Source organism: Methyloversatilis sp., from assembly GCF_051861465.1.
Taxonomy (GTDB): Bacteria; Pseudomonadota; Gammaproteobacteria; order Burkholderiales; family Rhodocyclaceae; genus Methyloversatilis.
In genome coordinates, this window is record NZ_JBHYCQ010000001.1 from 356,639 (window position 1) to 376,966 (window position 20,328).

The following is a 20,328-nucleotide window of genomic DNA, read 5'->3' on the forward strand; positions in this document are numbered from 1 at the left end:
CTGCGGTCGTTGAAACCTAGAAACAGTTGTTGCGATAGTCAAGCGGGTGCGTGCCTCACATGAACCGGCCGGTTGATGAAGTGCACGAACAGGACCCGAAGACCCGTGCGCCGGCGGTCGAAGCCGTGCCGCCGGGTGCGCTGCATCCGCTGCTCCGCCCGTTCCCGCTGAATGCCCTGATCGCGATCGGCTACTGCGTGCTCGTGGCGGCCAATCTGCAACTGCGCGACGCTTTGGGCATCACGCCGATGTGGGCGCCGATCGGCCTCGCGCTGTTCGTGCTGCTGCGCTTCGGCAACCGTGCACTGCCGGGCGTGCTGACCGGTGTCGTCGCCGGTTGCGTGCTGGCGCAGCTGCCGATCCCGATGGCCCTGCTGCACGCGGCCGGACAGCTGCTCGCGCCCTGGCTGGGCGCGCGCTTGCTGCGGCATCTGGTCAGCGAACCCGCGCATCTGCTGGAACGGACCGACGGCGCCTTCAAGCTGCTTGCGGTGGCCTATGCGGTGGCCATCATCAGCGCGATGGCCACCACCGCCGGCATGGCACTGGCCCATGATCTGCCCGCAGCCCGGTGGCTCGATACCGGTGCGTCGGTCTGGCTCGGCGACGCACTGGGCGTCATCGTGTCCATGCTGCCTCTGCTGGCCTGGACGTCCGATCGTTCGCCGATGCAGCCGCCGCGTCGGCTCATCGAACAAGCGCTGGTCATCCTGACGCTGCTCGGCATGCTGGCGGCGACCTTCTTCGGCGTCACCCTCCTGGCCGAACCCATCCTGCAGCTGTACGCCTCGTTGCCGCTGGTGATCTGGATTGCCTTGCGCTTTCCGCCGCGGGTCGGCTGGACGGTGTTCCTGATCGCATCGCTGACCGCACTGGCCGGCACCGCACAGGGCACCTCGCTGCTGAACGAGCACGCGATGGGCGTGCAGATTCTCGTGCTGCACGGGCTGATCACGCTGACCGCCGCAACCGCGCTGTTCATCGGTGCCGCGATGTTCGAGAAGCAGGCGGCACGGCGCGCGCTGCGCGAACGCGAATCGCATTTTCGTGCGCTGACGCTGCTGTCGGCCGACTGGCACTGGGAACTCGACGCCGATCTGCGCTACCACCGCCTGCCGGATCAACTGACTGGCGTGCATTTCGGCGACACCGAGCTGGACGGTTGCGCACCCTGGGAGATCGCCGGTGAAGAGGCGCTCACCCTGCCGTGGGGCCTGTTGCGCCAGACGCTGGAACGCCACGACGCCTTCCGTGATTTCCTGTCGCGTCGGCGCGACGGTTCGCGCTGGCGCTATCTGGCCTCATCCGGCGAGCCGGTGTTCGACGCGCATGGCGCGTTTTCGGGCTATCGCGGTGTCAGTCGGGACATCACGGCGGAAATGCAGGCGCGCGAAGCATTGCGCGAGGAAGAATTCAGACTGCGCGCGCTGGTCGATGCGCTGCCGGAGCTGATCGTGCTGCAGGACAAGCATCTGCGCTGGCGGCTGGCCAACCGCTCGCTGCTCGATACGCGCTGGCTTAAGAAAATGGCCTGGCTGGGCGCCACCAGCGAAGAACTGGCGGCGCACCTGCCATCGATGGCCGATGTACTGAAGCAGGACCACAAGATTGCCGAAGCGGTGGCGCTGTCCTGCAAGCCGCATCGGGAGGAGCAGCGCCTCGTCATGCCGGACGGCGAGGAACGGGTGTTCGAAGTCAGCGTCATTCCCCTGACCGACGATGACGGCCAGTTCAACGGAATCGTATCGGTGCGGCGCGACATGACCGCACAGCGGGACGCCGAGCGGATCCAGGCCGAACAGGTTCAGGGTGTCCAGTCACTCAACGACGAACTGGAGCGGCGCGTGGGTGCGCGCACTGCGGCGCTTGAATCGGCGATTCGCGAGCTCGAGGCGTTCAGCTATTCGGTGTCGCACGATCTGAGGGCGCCACTGCGCGCGCTGGATGGCTTCTCGCGCCTGTTGGTGGAGGATTACGGCGACCTGCTCGACGAACAGGGACGCGAGTATCTGTCGCGGATCCGTCGTAATAGCCAGCGCATGGGCGAACTGATCGATGACCTGCTGGAACTGTCGCGCGTGTCGCGCGCCGAGGTGCACCGCTCGCTCACCAATCTGTCGGACATTGCGCGTGATGTGGTGCGCGAATTGACGGCCGAAGCACCCGATCGCTACATCCACTGGATCATTCCGGAAGGTTTGTGGGCGGACACCGATTCCGGACTCGCGCGCGTGGTGTTCGAAAACCTGTTGCGCAACGCATGGAAATTCACCCGGCTGCAGGCGCAGCCGCGCATCGAGATCGGGCAATCGGAGCTGCAGGGCCAGGCGGCCTACTATGTGCGCGACAACGGTGTCGGCTTCGACATGGCCTATGTCGGTCGCCTGTTCGCGCCTTTCCAGCGCCTGCACAACAATCGCGAATTCGATGGCAGCGGAATCGGCCTGGCGATCGTGCAGCGGGTAATCCGCCTGCACGGCGGTCAGGTGTCGGCCGAGGGCGTGGTCGGCCAGGGCGCAACCTTCACATTCAGCTTCGGCGCGGTACGTCCAGACTGAAGTGGTGCACGCCGAAGCCGCCTTTGCGACGTTCGTCGAAAAAGGTGCGCAGGGTCAGTGACACGCTGCGAAAGGCCAGTTCGTCCCATGGAATGTCCGCCTCGTCGAACAGCCGGACGTCGAGTGATTCGCTGCCGGGCGAAAAATCGGTGTCGATCAGTTCCGCCCGGAACAGGATGTGCATCTGGTCGATCTGCGGCACGCTGACCATTGTGTAGGGTGCAATCAATGCGACCCGCGCACAGGCCTCTTCAAGTGTTTCGCGCAATGCACCGTCGGCTGCGCTTTCGCCGTTTTCGAGAAATCCGGCCGGCAGCGTCCAGTAACCCAGGCGCGGCTCGATGGCGCGCCTGCACAGCAGCACCTGCCCCTCCCAGACGGGCAGTGTGCCCACCACCATGCGCGGGTTCTGATAATGGATGGTGCCGCACGCCGGACAGACATGGCGCAGCCGGTTGTCGCCCACCGGCACGCGCTGTTCAACCTTGCTGCCGCAGTCAGCGCAGAATTTCATGGGTACACCGGCTGTTCGGAATGAGGAGTCCGGAGTGTAGCGCCCTGCCTGTCTCCTGCGCACCTGCCCTCAAGAACCGTGTCTCCCGCGCCGTAAGCTGATGCCATGAGGCATATTCTGCAACGGACGCACGGCGCGCCGTTCAGGCCTGGACGATGGCAAAAAGATGAATGACCTGATTGATACAAGCCGGTTCGAAGAGATAAAGGCGGCCGGCGAACTGCCTTCGCCGCGTGGCATCGCGCTGGCGATCGCGCGCGTCACGCAGCGCGGCGACGCCTCGCTGGCCGAACTGGCCCGCCTCGTGCAGGGTGATCCGGCGCTGGTCGGGCGCCTTGTATGTGCGGCCAACGGTACCCTGGCGCCCGGCATGCGCCCCATCGTGGCGCTGCGCGACGCGCTGTCCGTGCTCGGTATGGCGGCGGTACGCAATCTGGCCCTGGGTTTTTCGCTGATTTCCAGCAACGGCAAGGGCTTGTGCCGAAGTTTTCCGTATTCGCGCTTCTGGACCGGATCGGTCATCCGCGCCATTGCGACACAGAAGATCATGACCGTGATGCGCTCGGCCGGCCTGGAAGAAAGCTTCAGCGTCGGCCTGCTGTCCGGTATCGGCGCGCTCGGGCTGGCCAGCGTGTTTCCGGCACAGTATTCGCGCGTGCTCGACGAGGTGCGTGGGGGCGAGTCGGAAATGCTGCTTGACGTCGAACGGCAGGCGTTCGCGATGACCCATGTCGAATTGAGCGCCGCCATGCTTGCCGACTGGGGCATGCCGCGCTTTTTCGTCGCCGCGGTGCTCGGCCATGAATCGGCGCTGTCGGCTCAGGGCGAGCCCGAGTCGCGCGAATACAGCCTGACGCTCGCACTCGGCCTGGCACGTGCGGTCGAGGCCGCCTGCCTGTGCGACGAGGCGGAGCGGGCGCTTCACATGGGCATCGCCCGTGCGCTGGCAGCGCGCATGGCGTGGCTGCCCGATCAGGTCAGCGCGCTGTGCGACGACGTCGCACGCGAATGGAAGGACTGGTCGCAGATCCTGCCGGTCGATGCCTATGCATTGCCCAACCTGAACGATGTCGCACTGCCCGAGCCGGCCATTCCGGCGCCCGCGTCGATCGAGGTGGAAGCCGCGAACGACGCCCCGGACCCGGGCGCACTGCGCGCGCTGGTGGTCGATGACGACGCCGCCACGCGCATGACGCTGCAGGCATTGCTGCTGCGCAGCGGCTATCAGGTGACATGTGCCGAGAACGGCGTGATGGGCATGGAACGCGCGCTCGAATTCCAGCCCCAGATCATGGTGGTCGACTGGGTGATGCCGGAGATGAACGGGCTGGAGCTGACGCGCACGCTGCGTCAGACCCGCATGGGACGCAATATCTACATCATCGTGCTGACCAGTCACGAGGACGAGGAACGCCTGGTCGAGGCCTTCGAAGCGGGTGTCGACGACTATATGGTGAAGCCGCTCAAGCCGCGCGTACTCGAAGCCCGGCTGCGTGCGGGTCAGCGGCTGATCCGGCTGCAGAAGGATCTGGAGGCCGAACGCGAGGAAATCCGCCGGTACGCGGCCGAGCTGGGTGTCAGCAACCGGCGCCTGCAGGAAGTCGCGCTGACCGACGCGCTGACCGGATTCCCGAACCGGCGCTACGCCATGGCGCGCATCGGCCAGGAATGGGCGATCGCGCTGCGCAGCGAACGGCCGCTGTCGTGCATGCTGATCGACGTCGACTACTTCCGGCAGATCAACGAAACCTACGGGCACGACGTGGCCGATCAGGTGCTGGAGCAGACGGCGCGGGCCATCCGCGAATGCATGCGCGCGCAGGACGTGGTGTGCCGCACCGGGGGCGATGAGTTCCTGATCATCTGCCCCGACACCACGCTGGAACAGGCAATGGCCTGCGCCCAGCGTGTCTGCGCCGGGGTGGCAGCCGTGCCGCTGCAGGCCGGCCAGCTGCGCCTGAAAAGCTCGATCAGCATCGGCGTGGCCGAGCGGCTTTCGCCGATGCCCGACGCCGATGCGCTGCTCGCCCTGGCCGATCAGGCCCTCATGGGTGCCAAAAGTACCGGCCGCGGACGGGTGCGCGCCGCCAGCTGAGGCGATTCCGACCTTCGGGTAAAAGCGGCATTTTTACCGCCCGCGCGTTTCGCGGTGCTCAAGTTCCCACCATTCCTGCCGTCGTTAAGGTTCGTTGATCGTGCACACGACCTGGAATGAAGTCGATGGATCGCCACTCGGACAGGATGGGAGGGTTCAGAACCATCAAGGTGTTGATGGTCGAGGACAATGAAGACGACGTCTTCCTGCTGAATGCGCAACTGAGCGCACGCGGCCTCGAAACCTATTCCGAGCGCGTGGACAGCGCGCAGGAACTTGCACGCGCCCTCGAGGAGCGCGAGTGGGACCTGGTGATTTCCGACCATGCGATGCCCGGCTTCGATTCCGCGTCTGCGCTGGAAGTCCTGCGGCGCAGCGGTCGCGACATCCCGTTCATCATCTACTCCGGCAAGATTTCCGACCACATGGCGTTCTCGGCCATGCGCAACGGCGTCGCCGACTACGTTCAAAAGGGCAATATCGCGCGTCTGGTGCCGGTCATCGAACGTGAGCTGCGCGGCGTTGAAACGCGCCGGGCGGTGCAGACGGCCGATGCACGCATTCATGCGCTGGCCTTCTTCGACACGCTTTCGGCGTTGCCGAACCAGACCTTGCTGCGCGCCCAGATCGACGACTGGCTCGATACCGCGCGTCGCAGTACTGAAGCGCGTCATGCGACGCTGATGGTGGTCGACATCGACCGCTTCCTTCGCATCAATACCAGCTTCGGCTACGACGCCGGCAATGTCGTGCTGCGCGAAGTCGTGTCGCGATTGATCGAACGTGCTGGCCAGGGCGCGATGATTGCGCGTCTGAGCGGTGACCGCTTCTGCGTTTTCGCGCCGTCCTGCACCACCCGCGACGACGCCCGCCTGTTCGCGCACCGGCTGCTGGAAGCGTTCGCTTCACCGGTCATCAAGGACGGACTGGAATTGTTCCTGACCGCATCGCTTGGCGTGGCGATGACACCGGAGGACGGCAGCGAGGCGCAGTCGCTGATCATGAATGCCGAGGCGGCGATGTCGAGCGCCAAGCGCGCCGGCGGCAATGGCCTCAGCTTCTACGCCCACGAAATGAGCGCCAGTTCGGCCGAGAAGCTGGTGCTCGAGACGCATCTGCGCCATTCGGTGCAACGCGGCGAACTGTTCCTGAATTACCAGCCGATACTCAATGGCGTAACCGGCCGTACGTCCGGCGTCGAGGCGCTGCTGCGCTGGCGTCACCCGCAGCGCGGCATCATTCCGCCGGACCGCTTCATTCCGCTGGCCGATGAATCGGGCCTGATCGTCGAAATCGGCGCCTGGGTCATGCGCGAAGCCTGCCTGCAGGGCAGGAAGTGGCACGAGCAGGGCATGCAGGACCTGTCGATGTCGGTCAATGTTTCGGCCGTGCAGTTCGCCCAGCCGCGCCTGCTCGAAACGGTGCGCACGACGCTGGAAGACACCGGATTCCCGGCCGAGAAACTGGTGCTCGAAATCACCGAATCGGTGCTGATGAAGGATGCGGAAACCACCATCGGCATGCTCAAGGCGCTGAAGAACATGGGCGTGCGCATTTCGATGGACGACTTCGGCACCGGCTATTCGTCGCTGTCCTATCTGAAGCGCTTTCCGATCGACATCGTCAAGATCGACAAATCCTTCGTGCGCGACATCAACGATGACGAAGATGATGCTGCCATCATCCGCGTCATCATTTCACTGGCGCGCAGCCTGCGTCTCACGACGGTGGCGGAGGGCGTTGAAACACCGGAACAACTGGGTTTCCTGCGGCGCGAACAGTGCGACCGGTTTCAGGGCTACTTCTTCTCGCGGCCGGTGGAAGCCGACCTGCTCAGCAAGCGGATCATGGATGGAACCCTCTTGATCTAGCCGGATTTCCCGCTCCGCGCGCCCGTCGGCTGGCGCGACAACCCGACCCCGGTCCTTTCATGTAGGAAAACTTCCTACAGGAATCCGCTCGTCTTCACGTACATAAACTTACGTCTTGTCCTGATTGGGCAATGGCCCCCTGCTGGGCAGAATGCATCCCATGCACTGAAACACACGGTGCCTGCCGACTGAAGGGATTGCATGATGAAGACGACCGGTTTGCTCAACGAGATCAGGGAACTGAATCTTGCCTACCTCATGCTCGCTCAACAGATGATCCGCGAAGACCGCGACGCGGCCATGTTCCGCCTGGGTGTCAGCGAAGAAGTGGCCGACATGATCGAGTCGCTGTCGCCGGCCCAGGTCCTGAAGATGGCCAGCGCGAACATGATGCTGTGCCGCCTGCGCTTCGACGATCGCGTGCTGCTCGGCCTGCTGTCGAGCCATGGTCGCGATGCGGCGACCTCCCATCTGCATGCCACGATTCTGGCCTGCGCCCAGCCGGTCGAAGCAGTTTCCTGATTCAAGGGGTTCAAGGTCATGAAAAACAAGAGCATCGTTTCGGAAGGTCGTGAAATCGCCCTGGCGGCAGACCTGATCAAGCTGGGCGCACGCCTGCAGTTGCTGGAGGCCGAAACCCACCTGTCGCGCGAGCGTCTGCTCAAGCTGTACAAGGAAGTGAAGGGCGTTTCGCCGCCCAAGGGCATGTTGCCCTTTTCGACCGACTGGTTCATGACCTGGCAGCCGAACATTCACGCTTCGCTGTTCATGTCCTTCTTCTCCTTCTTCAAGCAGAACACCGAGCGATCCCAGCTCGACTGCATCGTGAAGGCCTTCCGTCTTTATCAGGAACACGTTCAGACGCACGACATGGAAGAGGTGCTGAGCCTGACCCGCGCCTGGACCCTGGTGCGCTTCTTCGACGCCAAGCTGCTGCAGCGCACGCCCTGCACCTGCTGCGGCGGTCACTTCGTGGCGCATGCGTACGACCCGAAATCCAGCTACGTCTGCGGCCTGTGCCATATCCCTGCACGCGCCGGCAAGACGCGGCGCGCGCGCGAGGCCCTGATCGCCGCCTGACAACCCGTTCTACTCTCCTGTCTGACCTCCTCCTTGCGAAAGCAAGGGGCTCGCCGCCGCGGGGCAACCCGTGGCGGCTTTTTTTTATGCCGTCGCCACAGGTGCGGGTTTCCGGTGCCTGCCGGTGGTCGGGGAATCATGATCAAGTTTCGCAATGCGGTGCCGTTAGACCAACAGGCACTGAGTGCTTGATGCCCCGAACATCCGTCATACACAGGGAAAGTCCATGTTTCTGATCATTGGCTACGTCATCATCCTTGCCGCCTCGGTGGGCACGTACGCCCTTCATGGCAGTCTGGCTGCACTGTGGGTGCCGGCCGAATACGTGGCCATTTTCGGCCTGATGATCGGCGGTTTCGTGGCCGGCAACGGCATGCCGGCGATCAAGGCCACGGTGGCGGCCTTGCCATCGGTGTTCAAGGGGTCGTCGTACAACAAGGCCTTCTATGTTGACGTACTGGCGATGCTGTACGAAATCCTTGCCAAGGTACGCAAGGAAGGCCTGATGTCCATCGAAGCCGACGTCGAGAACCCCGAAGCCAGTCCGATCTTCTCGAAGTACCCCAAATTCCTCGCCGACCACCATGCGGTCGATTTCCTGACCGACTACCTGCGCATGATGGTGGGCGGCAATCTGAATGCATTCGAGATCGAAAGCCTGATGGATGCCGAGATCGACACCCACCACGCCGAGCAGCACGTGGCCGTGCACTGCGTCTCCAAGGTGGCTGACGGCGTACCGGCATTCGGTATCGTCGTCGCGGTGATGGGCGTGGTGAATGTGATGGGTTCCGTTGGCCAGCCGCCGGCGGTGCTCGGCAAGATGATCGGCGGCGCGCTGGTCGGTACCTTCCTCGGCATCCTGCTGTCGTACGGCTTCGTCGCGCCGATCGCCTCGCAGCTCGAACAGAAGATGGAGGAGGGCGGCAAGATCTACCAGTGCATGAAGGTGGTGCTGCTGGCCAGCATGAACGGCTACGCGCCGCAGGTGGCGATCGAGTTCGGCCGCAAGGTGCTGTATTCGCCGGACCGCCCGAGCTTCAAGGAGCTGGAAGACGAAGTGAAGAACCGCAAGGGCAAGTAGGTCCGCCCTCCGTTCCGACGCCGACTCCGATATCGCTCCCGCGTAACGCACACCCGAAACCCGTTCCGAAGCACTGAACCATGTCCGACGATACCCAGCAGCCCATCATCGTCAAGAAGATCAAGAAGGGCGGCGGCGGCGCGCATGGTGGCGCGTGGAAGATCGCCTACGCCGACTTCGTGACCGCGATGATGGCCTTCTTCCTTCTCATGTGGCTGCTCGGCTCGACCGCCCAGGGCGATCTCGAAGGCATCGCCGAATACTTCGAAAATCCGTTGAAGGTTGCCCAGCAGGGCGGATCGGGCTCGGGTGACAGTTCCAGCATCATCCAGGGCGGTGGCCGTGACCTCACGCGGCAGACCGGTCAGGTCAAATACGGTACGGTCGAGGCCAAGAAGCGGTCGTTCAATCTCACCGCCAGCAAGGATGCGGATGACGATGCCAAGCAAAAGGCCGAAGGCGTCGAGCGCGCCAAACTGATCGAACTGAAGAACCAGATCGAGGCGCGCGTCGAGGCCAATCCCGACTTGCGGCCGTTCCGCAACCAGCTTGTGCTCGACGTGACCTCGGAAGGCTTGCGCATCCAGATCGTCGATGAACAGAACCGGCCGATGTTCGCCTCGGCCAGTGAGCGGCTGCAGCCTTACACCTCGGTCATCCTGCGCGAGATCGGGCTGATCCTGAACCAGGTGGAAAACCGCATCTTCCTGTCCGGCCACACCGACGCGACGCCGTTCGCGGGCGGAATCGGCGGCTTTTCGAACTGGGAACTGTCGGCCAACCGCGCCAACGCATCGCGGCGCGAACTGATCGCGGGCGGCATGGATCCGGACAAGGTGCTGCGCGTGGTCGGCATGGGGTCCATCGTGTCCTTCGACAAGGAGGATCCGTACAACCCGATCAATCGACGCATCAGCATCATCGTGCTCAACCGGCAGACCGAAGAGCTGTTCCTCGCCGATGGAAAGTCGGTCGACGTTGAAAATCTCGTCGGCGGCGAGGCGGAACCGGCGGTGCCCTGATCCAGATCCATTTGTGCCGCGCGGACGGGTCAAGTTTTCATCGCGTGCGCCGTTACACCGTCCAACTTCCTACCCTGATACCGAATGCACCAAGCCATGAATCGCATTTCGATACCACTTGTCGCCGCATGGAGCATCACGGTTCTCGGTGTGGTGCTGGCTGTCGCACTTCGACCCGACGCGCTTGCGCCGGTGCTTTCACTGGGGCTGTTCATGGCGCTCGTCTGGACGCTGACGGTGATCGTTCTGCAGCGAGGTGGGGCGACCCCTTCGTCGACCAAGACGCATCAGGTCGAGCGCACGCAGGACTCCGGTGCGGACCACGCCGTGCTGTCCGGGAGCGCGCTTCAGGTCAGGTCGCAGTGCGACCAGATGACCGAGGAACTGTCCCGGGTACAGACCCTGCTGCACGAGGCGATCAACGGCCTGACTGCGAGTTTTCACAGCATGCAGGCCGAAACCACCGATCAGCGCACCACGGCACTCGCGCTCACCAGTGGCGACGGCAACGGACAGTTTGACTTCGAAAGCTTTGTCGAGGAAACGTCGGGCACCATGCAGCGCGTCGTCGACAGTGTCGTGCAGAACAGCAAGCTGGGCATGGAACTGGTCGAACTGACCGAAGGCATCGCACGCGAGACCGAAAGCGTGCGATCGCTGCTCGGCGAGATCGGTGGCATTTCCAAGCAGACCAATCTGCTTGCACTGAATGCCGCCATCGAAGCGGCGCGGGCCGGCGAGGCCGGGCGAGGTTTTGCGGTGGTCGCCGACGAGGTGCGCACGCTGTCGTCGCGGACCAGCGAATTCAGCCAGCAGATCGTCACGCTGGTCGATCGCGTACAGGCCAACGTCAAATTGACGGAGCACGCACTGGCCAATCTGGCCGGTCAGGACATGACCTTTGCGCTCGAGTCGAAGCAGCGCGTCGAAAGTGTGGTGCGGGGTCTTGAAACGTTGCATCAGCGGCGTCAGCGATCGATCGAGACGCTTGGCGAATCGGTTGAGCGCGTCGATCACGCGGTGGCGACTGCGGTGACGTCCCTGCAGTTCCAGGACATGACTTCGCAGCTGATCGGACACGTGCAACGTCGCATCGACAATGTTGACGAAGTCATGAAGGCGGCACGCGCGTTGAGCGAAGCCGCGGTTCAGGGCCATGCGACAGATGTGCATGCCCGACGGGTTGATGAGGTGCTGGAACAGCTTCGAGCTGCCGACAGCAAGAACCCGGTGGCGCAGCACGCCTTCCGGGAAGGCGAAATTGAACTGTTCTGAAGGAGAAACGTGATGGCAAAGACTGTGCTCGCAATTGACGATTCGGCGTCGATCCGCCAGATGGTGGCATTCACCCTGAAAAGTTCCGGTTACGACGTGATCGAGGCGGTGGACGGACAGGATGGCCTGGACAAGGCGAAGTCGAAATCGGTCAACCTCGTGCTGACCGACCAGAACATGCCGCGCATGGACGGACTGACGCTGATCCGCAATCTGCGCAGCCTTGCGCAGTACAAGGCGACGCCGATCCTGATGCTGACGACCGAATCGTCGGATGCGATGAAGGCACAGGGCCGTGCTGCCGGTGCGACCGGCTGGCTGGTGAAGCCCTTCGATCCGCAGAAGCTGGTCGAGGTCGTGAAGAAGGTGATCGGCTGAGCGCACGCAACGTGCGTCGATATCCGCAATCGGGAGACCGTTCATGACCATGGACCTGAGCCAGTTCTACCAGGTGTTCTTCGAAGAGGCCGCGGAGCATCTGTCGAACATGGAACAGATGCTGCTCGACATCGATCTCGACAGCATCGATGACGAAGAGATGAATGCGATCTTCCGCGCCGCCCACTCGATCAAGGGCAGCGCCGGCACCTTCGGTTTCAACGATCTCGCGCAGGTCACCCATGAACTCGAAACCTTGCTCGATCGCGTGCGCAAGCACGAGGTCGTCATGACGACTGTCATGGTCAACGCCTCGCTTGAAGCAGGTGATCTGCTGCGCGACCTGGTGGCGGCGCATCGTGGCGTCGGCGAAGCCGATCTGCAGCGCGTGGCGCACGTGTGTGCTGCGCTCAAGGCCTTGTATTCCGAGGCGGTCGAGCCGGCAGGCGCGCCCGATGCCGCAACGTCGTTGCCGTTGCCCGAAGAGTGCATTTTGCGCTTCAGCTTTCTGCTCTCGTCCGACCAGGCCGATGTGGCCGGTGTGATCGAGAACCTCGCGCGCGAGGCGGGCGCGCTCGGCGGCCGCCTGCTTGACCTTTCCATCGGCGCGGACGGCCGCTGGCACGGCGTCATCGAAGGCAGCGTCGACCTCCAGGCATTGCACGATCTGGTCGATTTCGTCGCGGTCACCGATAGCTTCGAGTTGACCGCACCGGACACCGGTGCAGACGATGCGTATGGCCTGTTCGACGTTGAAACTGAAACGCCGGCCGACGGCGATGGCGCGTGGGGACTGTTCGACGATGCGTCGCCGGTGGCGGCGAGCGCGGTCGACGACAGTTACGGCCTGTTCGACGCCGAACCCGTTGCGCAGGCAGCAGACAACAGCCCGGCGGGCGATCCGTCGTACGGCTTCTTCGAGCCACTTGCCGCGCAGGCCATGGGTGACGGGCCGACCACGTCCGGTGGATTGTCGATCGTGTCACCGGCCGTTGCCACACGGGTGGAATCTGCCGTCAGCGCATCTGTCGATGCACAGGTCGAACCGTCGATCGAATCGCCGAAGTCGGCCGCGCCGCGCAGCGCGAAGCCCGCCGCGGTGGCCGATACGTCGATACGCGTGGGTGTGGACAAGGTCGACCAGATCATCAATCTGGTTGGCGAACTGGTGATCACCCAGGCCATGCTGATGTCGGCTGCGTCGAAGCTCGATCCGGTCGAGTTCGAGCGCCTGATGAGTGGTGTGCAGCAACTCGAACGCAACACACGCGACCTGCAGGAATCGGTGATGTCGATCCGCATGCTCCCGATGTCCACCGTGTTCTCGCGCTTTCCGCGCGTGGTGCGCGACCTGTCGCAGAAACTGGGCAAGAAGGTCAGGCTTGTACTGGCCGGGGAATCGACCGAACTCGACAAGGGCCTGATCGAACGCATCGCCGATCCGCTGACCCATCTGGTGCGCAACAGTCTCGACCACGGCGTCGAGACGCCCGATGTGCGGGCTGCGCGCGGCAAGCCGGAAGAAGGCACGATCACGTTGAAGGCCTCCCATCAGGGCGGCAACATCGTCATCGAAGTGGGTGACGACGGTGCCGGCCTCAGTCGTGACCGCATCCTGTCCAAGGCACGTGAGCGCGGGCTGGCCGTGAGTGATTCGATGACCGATCAGGAGGTCTGGGCGCTGATCTTCGAACCGGGCTTCTCGACCGCCGATCAGGTGACCGAGGTGTCGGGGCGTGGCGTCGGCATGGATGTGGTCAAGCGCAACATCACGGCCATGGGCGGACGTGTCGACATTGGTTCGATGACCGGTGTCGGGACGCGCATGACGGTGCGACTGCCGCTGACGCTTGCCATCCTGGACGGCATGTCGGTCGCGGTCGGTGACGAAACCTACATCATTCCGCTGAACTACGTGGTCGAGTCGCTGCAACCCTCCGCCGACATGATCAAGAGCATCGGTGGCGTGCCGCGGCTGGTGCAGGTGCGCAACGAATTCCTGAACATCCTGACGCTGCGCGATGCCTTCGGCCTGTCCGGCGGCATGACCGATCTGGAGCGCGGCATTCTCGTGGTGCTCGAATCCGATGGCGACAAGATCGCGTTGTTCGTCGACGCCCTGGTCGGACAGCACCAGGTGGTCATCAAGAGCCTGGAGGCCAATTACCGCAAGGTGGTGGGCATCTCCGGTGCAACCATCATGGGCGATGGTCACGTCGGCCTGATCCTTGACGTGCAGGCGCTGGTCGATACGGCCCGCGCAGGCATGGCGGTGGCGGCATAGGGTCTTTTGTCATTGAATTGCGGGCCGCGCTTGCAGCGGCTTCGTTCGCAGCATCCATCCATCCCTGCCGTGCAGCGCCGCCGGTGCGCGGCGCCTCCATCGACTTGCCGCCTGACGCAGGTCATCACATTGCAAACAAGCTTGCCTACAGGCGCTGAGCGTCCTCAAGGCACGCCGGGTTCCGGCCGATATAGCAAAAGTGATAGACGCTGCGGAGCAAACAATGACCCAACTGGCGCGATCTGCGCACCCGAAGCAAACCGGTACCGTCGATGGCGGATACGCGCAGGAGTTCCTGACCTTCACGCTCGGCGGTGAAGAGTACGCCATCGACATTCTCAAGGTGCAGGAGATCCGTGGCTACGACGCAGTCACCGGCATTGCCCACGCACCGCCCTTCATCAAGGGGGTCATCAATCTGCGAGGCATCATTGTTCCGATTGTTGATCTGCGGATCAAGTTCGGTGTCGGCGTCGTCGATTACACCCCCTTTACCGTCACGATCATCCTGAATGTCGGGGGTCGTGTGGTCGGCATCGTGGTCGATGCCGTATCCGACGTGCTGTCTCTGGATCCGGCACAACTGTGCGAACCGCCCGAGTTCGCCTCCAGCCTGGATACCCGCTACATCCAGTCTCTCGGCTCGATCGATGACCGGATGCTCATCGTTGTCGATATCGAAAGGCTGATGCTTTCGGCCGACATGGCACTCGTCGAAAATCCCCTGCACTGAAAAGAAAAAACATGTCGAAGACATCGAATGTAAAGCCTGGCTCGGCCAACCTGACCGTGCAGCGTCGTCTGATGATGATGGTTGCCGTCACCCTGACGGCTTTCGTCGCGCTGGCCGCAATTCTGCTTTTCGCAATGCGCGAGAACATGCTGGAAGACCGCAAGAGCGCTGCGCGTTTTGCGGTCGAGTCCGCCTGGGGCGTGCTCGAAGCTTTCGAAAAGCGCGCCGCGTCCGGCGAACTTTCGCAGGAAGAGGCGCGTCGGCAGGCCATCGCGACGTTGCGCACGCTGCGCTACAACGGCGAGGACTATTTCTGGATCAACGACTTCGGTCCGCGCATGGTGATGCACCCGACCAAGCCTGAACTGGAAGGCAAGGATCTGGGCGGCTCGAAGGACCCGAGCGGCAAGGCTCTGTTTCTTGAAATGGTGGCTGTCGCGAAAGCCGATGGGGCCGGCTTTGTCGATTACATGTGGCCGCGGCCCGGTGCGACAGACCCGGTGGCCAAGGTTTCATATGTCCGTTCCTTTGCACCGTGGGGCTGGATCGTCGGCTCCGGCATCTATGTGGATGAGGTCGATGCACTGATTCTCGACCAGGCCTTGTGGGTGGTCCTCGGCGTGATGGTCGTTGCGCTTGCGATCGGCGTGCCAAGCATACGGCTCGGGCGCAGCATCGCGTCCCGGTTGCGTGACGCCGGACGCCATGCCGACGCGATTTCGACCGGCATGCTGGATCGATCGATCGACGCCGGTGCGCTGGACGAGATCGGCCATCTGCTGCAGGCGCTCGACAAGATGCGTGCCGACCTCAAGCAGCGCATGGAGCGTGATCATGCGGTTTCCGCGGAAAACCTGCGGGTCCGCACTGCACTGGATTTTGTGAGTCGCAATGTGCGCATTGCCGATGCGGATGGCAACGTGATCTACGCCAACCGCACCATGATGAAGACGCTGGGCGAGATCGAGAATGACGTCAGGGTGAGCGTGCCGTCGTTCTCGGTCGATCGCATCATCGGCAGCAATGTCGCATCGCTGTGCAACAACCCCGCATTTGTCCGCAAGTCGGAACAGATCGGCACTACGCAGTACAGCGAACTGGTCATCGGTTCGCGCACCTTCGATGTCGTCACCACGCCCATCCTGAACGATGCCGGACAGCGCATCGGGATGGTCGCCGAGTGGACCGAGCGAACGCAGGAACTTGTCGTCGAGCGCGAGGTGGAAGACATGATCGCGGCAGCCGTCGGCGGCGACTTCACCCATCGCATCGACGTGCAGGGCAAGCAGGGCTTCTTCAGGGCGCTGGCCGTCAGCATGAATGAACTCGTCGCAGTTGTGGCCGCCGGCCTCGAAGATACGGCGCGCGTGCTGAATGCCATTTCGCGCGGTGTGTTGACCGAGAAGATCGCTCGTGATTACACGGGGACGTTCGGGCGGTTGAAGGAAGACACGAACACGACGGTGGACAAACTGCGCGAGGTGATAGGGCGGATCAAGGATTCGAGCGAGTCGATCAACACGGCGGCGCGGGAGATCGCGGCGGGCAATTCGGACCTGAGTTCGCGTACGGAAGAGCAGGCGAGCTCGCTGGAAGAGACGGCCAGTTCGATGGAAGAGCTGAACGCGACGGTGAAGCAGAACGCGGAGAGCGCGCTGAAGGCGAACGAGCTGGGTCGTCAGAGCAACGAGGCGGTGATGCGCGGAGCGGAGACGGTCAAGCGAGTGGTGAGCACGATGAGCGACATCCAGGATTCGAGTCGCAAGATCGCGGACATCATCGGCGTGATCGACTCGATCGCGTTCCAGACGAACATTCTGGCGCTGAACGCGGCGGTTGAAGCGGCGCGAGCAGGCGAGCAGGGCCGGGGCTTTGCGGTGGTGGCGAGCGAGGTGAGGAATCTTGCGCAGCGCAGCGCGCAGGCGGCGAAGGAGATCAAGGGCCTGATCGCGGACTCGGTGGAGCGGGTGGATGGTGGCGCGAAGCTGGTGGCCGAGGCGGGGGCGACGATGGAGCAGGTTGTTGACAGCTTCCGTCAGGTGACGGGGCTGGTGACGGACATTGCGTCGGCGAGCCAGGAGCAGGCGAGCGGGATATCGCAGGTGACGCAGGCGGTGAGCCAGATGGACGGCGTGACGCAGCAGAACGCGGCGCTGGTGGAAGAGGCGGCGGCGGCGGCGGAAAGTCTGGAAGAGCAGGCGAGGTCGTTGATGCGCGCGGTGGGTCAGTTCAGGCTGGACGATCAGGACGGGCGCAGCAGTGGCACCGGGATGCAGTTTGATGGTGCGTCGCTGAGGCAGCGGGAGGCGGCGAACACGGAGCCGGTGCTGCCGCGTTCGCGCGGCGGGGCGCTGGGCAAGGTGAAGCGGGTTCAGTCTGCGGCGGTGATCGCCGACGAGGAAGAGTGGGAAGAGTTCTGAACCGCCCGCCCGCAGAAGAACAGCACAGTCAGCAGCACAGTCAGCAGCACAGCTTCTGGAGAGACGAATGAGGATGAACTCGCCGGTGACGCAGCGTGAGATCGAAGTGACCGAGCGCCACAACATCGTGTCGCGTACCGACCGCAAAGGTCAGATCGTCTATGTGAACCACGACTTCCTGGAGATCAGCGGCTTCGAGGAATCCGAACTGATCGGCCAGCCGCACAACATCGTGCGTCATCCCGACATGCCGAAGGAAGCTTTCGAAGACATGTGGCGCTGCCTGAAGGCGATGCGCCCATGGACCGGGATGGTGAAGAATCGCTGCAAGAACGGCGACCACTACTGGGTGGTCGCGAATGCCACGCCGCTGTTCGAGAACGGGGCGGTATCGGGTTACATGTCGGTTCGCACGCGTGCGACGCGCGACCAGATCCAGGCGGCCGAGCAGGTCTATCGCGACTTCCGCGAAGGCAACGCAGCCGGCCTTGCGATGCGTGACGGCGTGGTCGTCAGGAAAGGCTTTTCGCCGAAGCGCTTCATTGCTGAAACGAGCATCCGCGCCCGCATGTTTGCCATCATCTGTTTCGTCGGTCTGATGATGTCGGCCATTGCCGCAACCGGCATGTACGAAATGAAGGTGACCGAAGCGATTCTGCAGGTGGTTTATCACGACCGCGTGCTGTCGAGCCAGCAGCTCAAGTCGGTGGCCGACATGTATGCGGTGAACATCGTCGACACGGCACACAAGGTACGCAACGGCAACATCGATTTCGCCGATGGCTCAAGCAGCCTGGCACAGGCGAACGACACGATAGAGAAGAGCTGGAACGCCTATCTCGCAAGCAAAATGACCGGCGAAGAAATCGCACTGGTCGCGCAGGCGAAGCCTCTGATGGCCACGGCTGATGCATCGATCGAACGCCTGGCCGCGATCATGCGCAGCAAGGACATGGCCGCGCTGACGGCCTACACCGCCAGTGAACTGTACCCGGTCATCGATCCCATCTCCGGCAAGATCAGCGAACTGATTGACCTCCAGATCCGGGTGGCCGGCGGCGAGATCCAGCATCTCCGCGATGAATCGTCGCGCGCTTTCATCATCATTTCCGCGCTGCTGGTCTGTGGCCTGCTGCTGGCCGCGCTGGTTGCCTGGCTGCTGATGCGAGCCATCGTCAGGCCGATCAACGACGTGACCGCCATGTTGCATCGTATGGCTGACGGGCAACTCGATGTGGCGATCGACACCACGCGCCGCGATGAAATGATCGTCATCTTCGACGCCGCCAAGTCGATGAAGATCAAGCTGGGTTCGGACATGGCTGAAGCAAAGCGTGTCGCCACCGAAAACCTGCGCATTCGCGAGGCACTCGACAGCGTCACGACGAATGTCCGCATCGCCGACAACAACGGTCGGGTCATTTACGCCAACAAGACCCTGCTCGACACATTGCGCCGCACCGAAGCGGAAATCCGCAAAAAGGTACCTGCATTCTCGGCCGAGCATTTCATCGGCAGCGACATCACGGTGTTCTACGACGATCCGGAGGCTGCACGCCGTCGTCTGGCGGGGCTGTCCGCTACGGTGCAGAGCGAAATCGTCATCGGCGGGCGCCTCTACCGGCTGACCACCAGTCCGATCGTCAACGAATCTGGGCAGCGTCTCGGGTCGGTCGGCGAGTGGCTCGATCGCACCGACGAGGACGCGATCGAAAAGGAAGTGACCGATCTCGTGCAGTCAGCCGGTCGGGGTGACTTCAGCAAGCGGCTTTCGGCAGACGGCAAGCAGGGCTTCTTCAAGGCGCTGTCCGACGGACTCAACGGGCTGGTGGCGCAGGTGTCCGACAGCTTGACCGATCTTGCATCGGTGCTGAACGCAATGGCGCAAGGCGACCTGAGCCGAAAGATCGCTCGTGATTACACGGGGACGTTCGGGCGGTTGAAGGAAGACACGAACACGACGGTGGACAAACTGCGCGAGGTGATAGGGCGGATCAAGGATTCGAGCGAGTCGATCAACACGGCGGCGCGGGAGATCGCGGCGGGCAATTCGGACCTGAGTTCGCGTACGGAAGAGCAGGCGAGCTCGCTGGAAGAGACGGCCAGTTCGATGGAAGAGCTGAACGCGACGGTGAAGCAGAACGCGGAGAGCGCGCTGAAGGCGAACGAGCTGGGTCGTCAGAGCAACGAGGCGGTGATGCGCGGAGCGGAGACGGTCAAGCGAGTGGTGAGCACGATGAGCGACATCCAGGATTCGAGTCGCAAGATCGCGGACATCATCGGCGTGATCGACTCGATCGCGTTCCAGACGAACATTCTGGCGCTGAACGCGGCGGTTGAAGCGGCGCGAGCAGGCGAGCAGGGCCGGGGCTTTGCGGTGGTGGCGAGCGAGGTGAGGAATCTTGCGCAGCGCAGCGCGCAGGCGGCGAAGGAGATCAAGGGCCTGATCGCGGACTCGGTGGAGCGGGTGGATGGTGGCGCGAAGCTGGTGGCCGAGGCGGGGGCGACGATGGAGCAGGTTGTTGACAGCTTCCGTCAGGTGACGGGGCTGGTGACGGACATTGCGTCGGCGAGCCAGGAGCAGGCGAGCGGGATATCGCAGGTGACGCAGGCGGTGAGCCAGATGGACGGCGTGACGCAGCAGAACGCGGCGCTGGTGGAAGAGGCGGCGGCGGCGGCGGAAAGTCTGGAAGAGCAGGCGAGGTCGTTGATGCGCGCGGTGGGTCAGTTCAGGCTGGACGATCAGGACGGGCGCAGCAGTGGCACCGGGATGCAGTTTGATGGTGCGTCGCTGAGGCAGCGGGAGGCGGCGAACACGGAGCCGGTGCTGCCGCGTTCGCGCGGCGGGGCGCTGGGCAAGGTGAAGCGGGTTCAGTCTGCGGCGGTGATCGCCGACGAGGAAGAGTGGGAAGAGTTCTAGGCTGAAGGTTCAGGCGCAACGGCGCTTGCAGGGCATCAACTGAGAGGTCGGCATCGTGATTCAGGCAGGCAGGAATACAGCAAGTGCAGTCGAA

Annotated in this window: 14 protein-coding genes; 13 read left to right on the forward strand and 1 reads right to left on the reverse strand. The window is 63.2% G+C overall.

Annotated elements, in window-relative coordinates:
• Positions 1-59: 59 nt before the first annotated feature.
• Positions 60-2,558 carry an MASE1 domain-containing protein gene (locus ACTIFF_RS01635; RefSeq protein ID WP_439535242.1) on the forward strand — a complete coding sequence of 833 codons (2,499 nt, stop codon included), beginning with the start codon at positions 60-62 and terminating at the stop codon, positions 2,556-2,558.
• Here ACTIFF_RS01635 and ACTIFF_RS01640 read toward each other — a convergent pair.
• A complete protein-coding gene (locus ACTIFF_RS01640) occupies positions 2,530-3,072 on the reverse strand; it encodes an NUDIX hydrolase (RefSeq protein WP_439535243.1) in 543 nt (180 codons plus the stop codon). The genes ACTIFF_RS01635 and ACTIFF_RS01640 overlap by 29 nt on opposite strands.
• Before the next feature lie 166 nt (positions 3,073-3,238).
• Between ACTIFF_RS01640 and ACTIFF_RS01645 the strand changes: the two genes are divergently transcribed.
• The 12 genes from ACTIFF_RS01645 to ACTIFF_RS01700 all read left to right on the forward strand — a co-directional run bounded on the left by ACTIFF_RS01645 (position 3,239) and on the right by ACTIFF_RS01700 (position 20,234).
• Positions 3,239-5,167 carry a diguanylate cyclase gene (locus ACTIFF_RS01645; protein ID WP_439535244.1) on the forward strand — a complete coding sequence of 643 codons (1,929 nt, stop codon included), beginning with the start codon at positions 3,239-3,241 and terminating at the stop codon, positions 5,165-5,167.
• 125 nt (positions 5,168-5,292) lie between these two features.
• Complete coding sequence (locus ACTIFF_RS01650) at positions 5,293-7,038, forward strand: putative bifunctional diguanylate cyclase/phosphodiesterase (protein ID WP_439535245.1); 1,746 nt, start codon at positions 5,293-5,295, stop codon at positions 7,036-7,038.
• Positions 7,039-7,242: 204 nt separating this feature from the next.
• Positions 7,243-7,560: a flagellar transcriptional regulator FlhD gene (gene flhD, locus ACTIFF_RS01655; protein WP_257080626.1), complete on the forward strand. Its 318-nt coding sequence runs from the start codon at positions 7,243-7,245 to the stop codon at positions 7,558-7,560.
• Between the two features lie 18 nt (positions 7,561-7,578).
• Entirely contained in the window at positions 7,579-8,118 is a 540-nt protein-coding gene (flhC, locus tag ACTIFF_RS01660) for a flagellar transcriptional regulator FlhC (protein ID WP_257080363.1), read from the forward strand.
• 226 nt (positions 8,119-8,344) lie between these two features.
• The gene (gene motA, locus ACTIFF_RS01665; RefSeq protein WP_439535246.1) at positions 8,345-9,202 is read left to right on the forward strand and encodes a flagellar motor stator protein MotA; all 858 of its coding nucleotides are present in this window, start codon (positions 8,345-8,347) and stop codon (positions 9,200-9,202) included.
• A gap of 80 nt (positions 9,203-9,282) precedes the next feature.
• Entirely contained in the window at positions 9,283-10,224 is a 942-nt protein-coding gene (gene motB, locus ACTIFF_RS01670) for a flagellar motor protein MotB (protein WP_439535247.1), read from the forward strand.
• Positions 10,225-10,320: 96 nt separating this feature from the next.
• Positions 10,321-11,499 (forward strand): methyl-accepting chemotaxis protein, encoded by a 1,179-nt coding sequence (locus ACTIFF_RS01675; RefSeq protein WP_439535248.1) that lies wholly within the window; start codon positions 10,321-10,323, stop codon positions 11,497-11,499.
• A gap of 12 nt (positions 11,500-11,511) precedes the next feature.
• Entirely contained in the window at positions 11,512-11,877 is a 366-nt protein-coding gene (locus ACTIFF_RS01680; RefSeq protein WP_069039563.1) for a response regulator, read from the forward strand.
• Between the two features lie 43 nt (positions 11,878-11,920).
• The gene (locus tag ACTIFF_RS01685; RefSeq protein WP_439535249.1) at positions 11,921-14,161 is read left to right on the forward strand and encodes a chemotaxis protein CheW; all 2,241 of its coding nucleotides are present in this window, start codon (positions 11,921-11,923) and stop codon (positions 14,159-14,161) included.
• A gap of 223 nt (positions 14,162-14,384) precedes the next feature.
• Complete coding sequence (locus tag ACTIFF_RS01690) at positions 14,385-14,894, forward strand: chemotaxis protein CheW (RefSeq protein WP_439535250.1); 510 nt, start codon at positions 14,385-14,387, stop codon at positions 14,892-14,894.
• An 11-nt stretch (positions 14,895-14,905) separates the two neighbouring features.
• Positions 14,906-17,314: a methyl-accepting chemotaxis protein gene (locus tag ACTIFF_RS01695; protein WP_439535251.1), complete on the forward strand. Its 2,409-nt coding sequence runs from the start codon at positions 14,906-14,908 to the stop codon at positions 17,312-17,314.
• Positions 17,315-17,381: 67 nt separating this feature from the next.
• Positions 17,382-20,234 (forward strand): methyl-accepting chemotaxis protein, encoded by a 2,853-nt coding sequence (locus ACTIFF_RS01700; RefSeq protein WP_439535252.1) that lies wholly within the window; start codon positions 17,382-17,384, stop codon positions 20,232-20,234.
• Positions 20,235-20,328 lie beyond the last annotated feature (94 nt).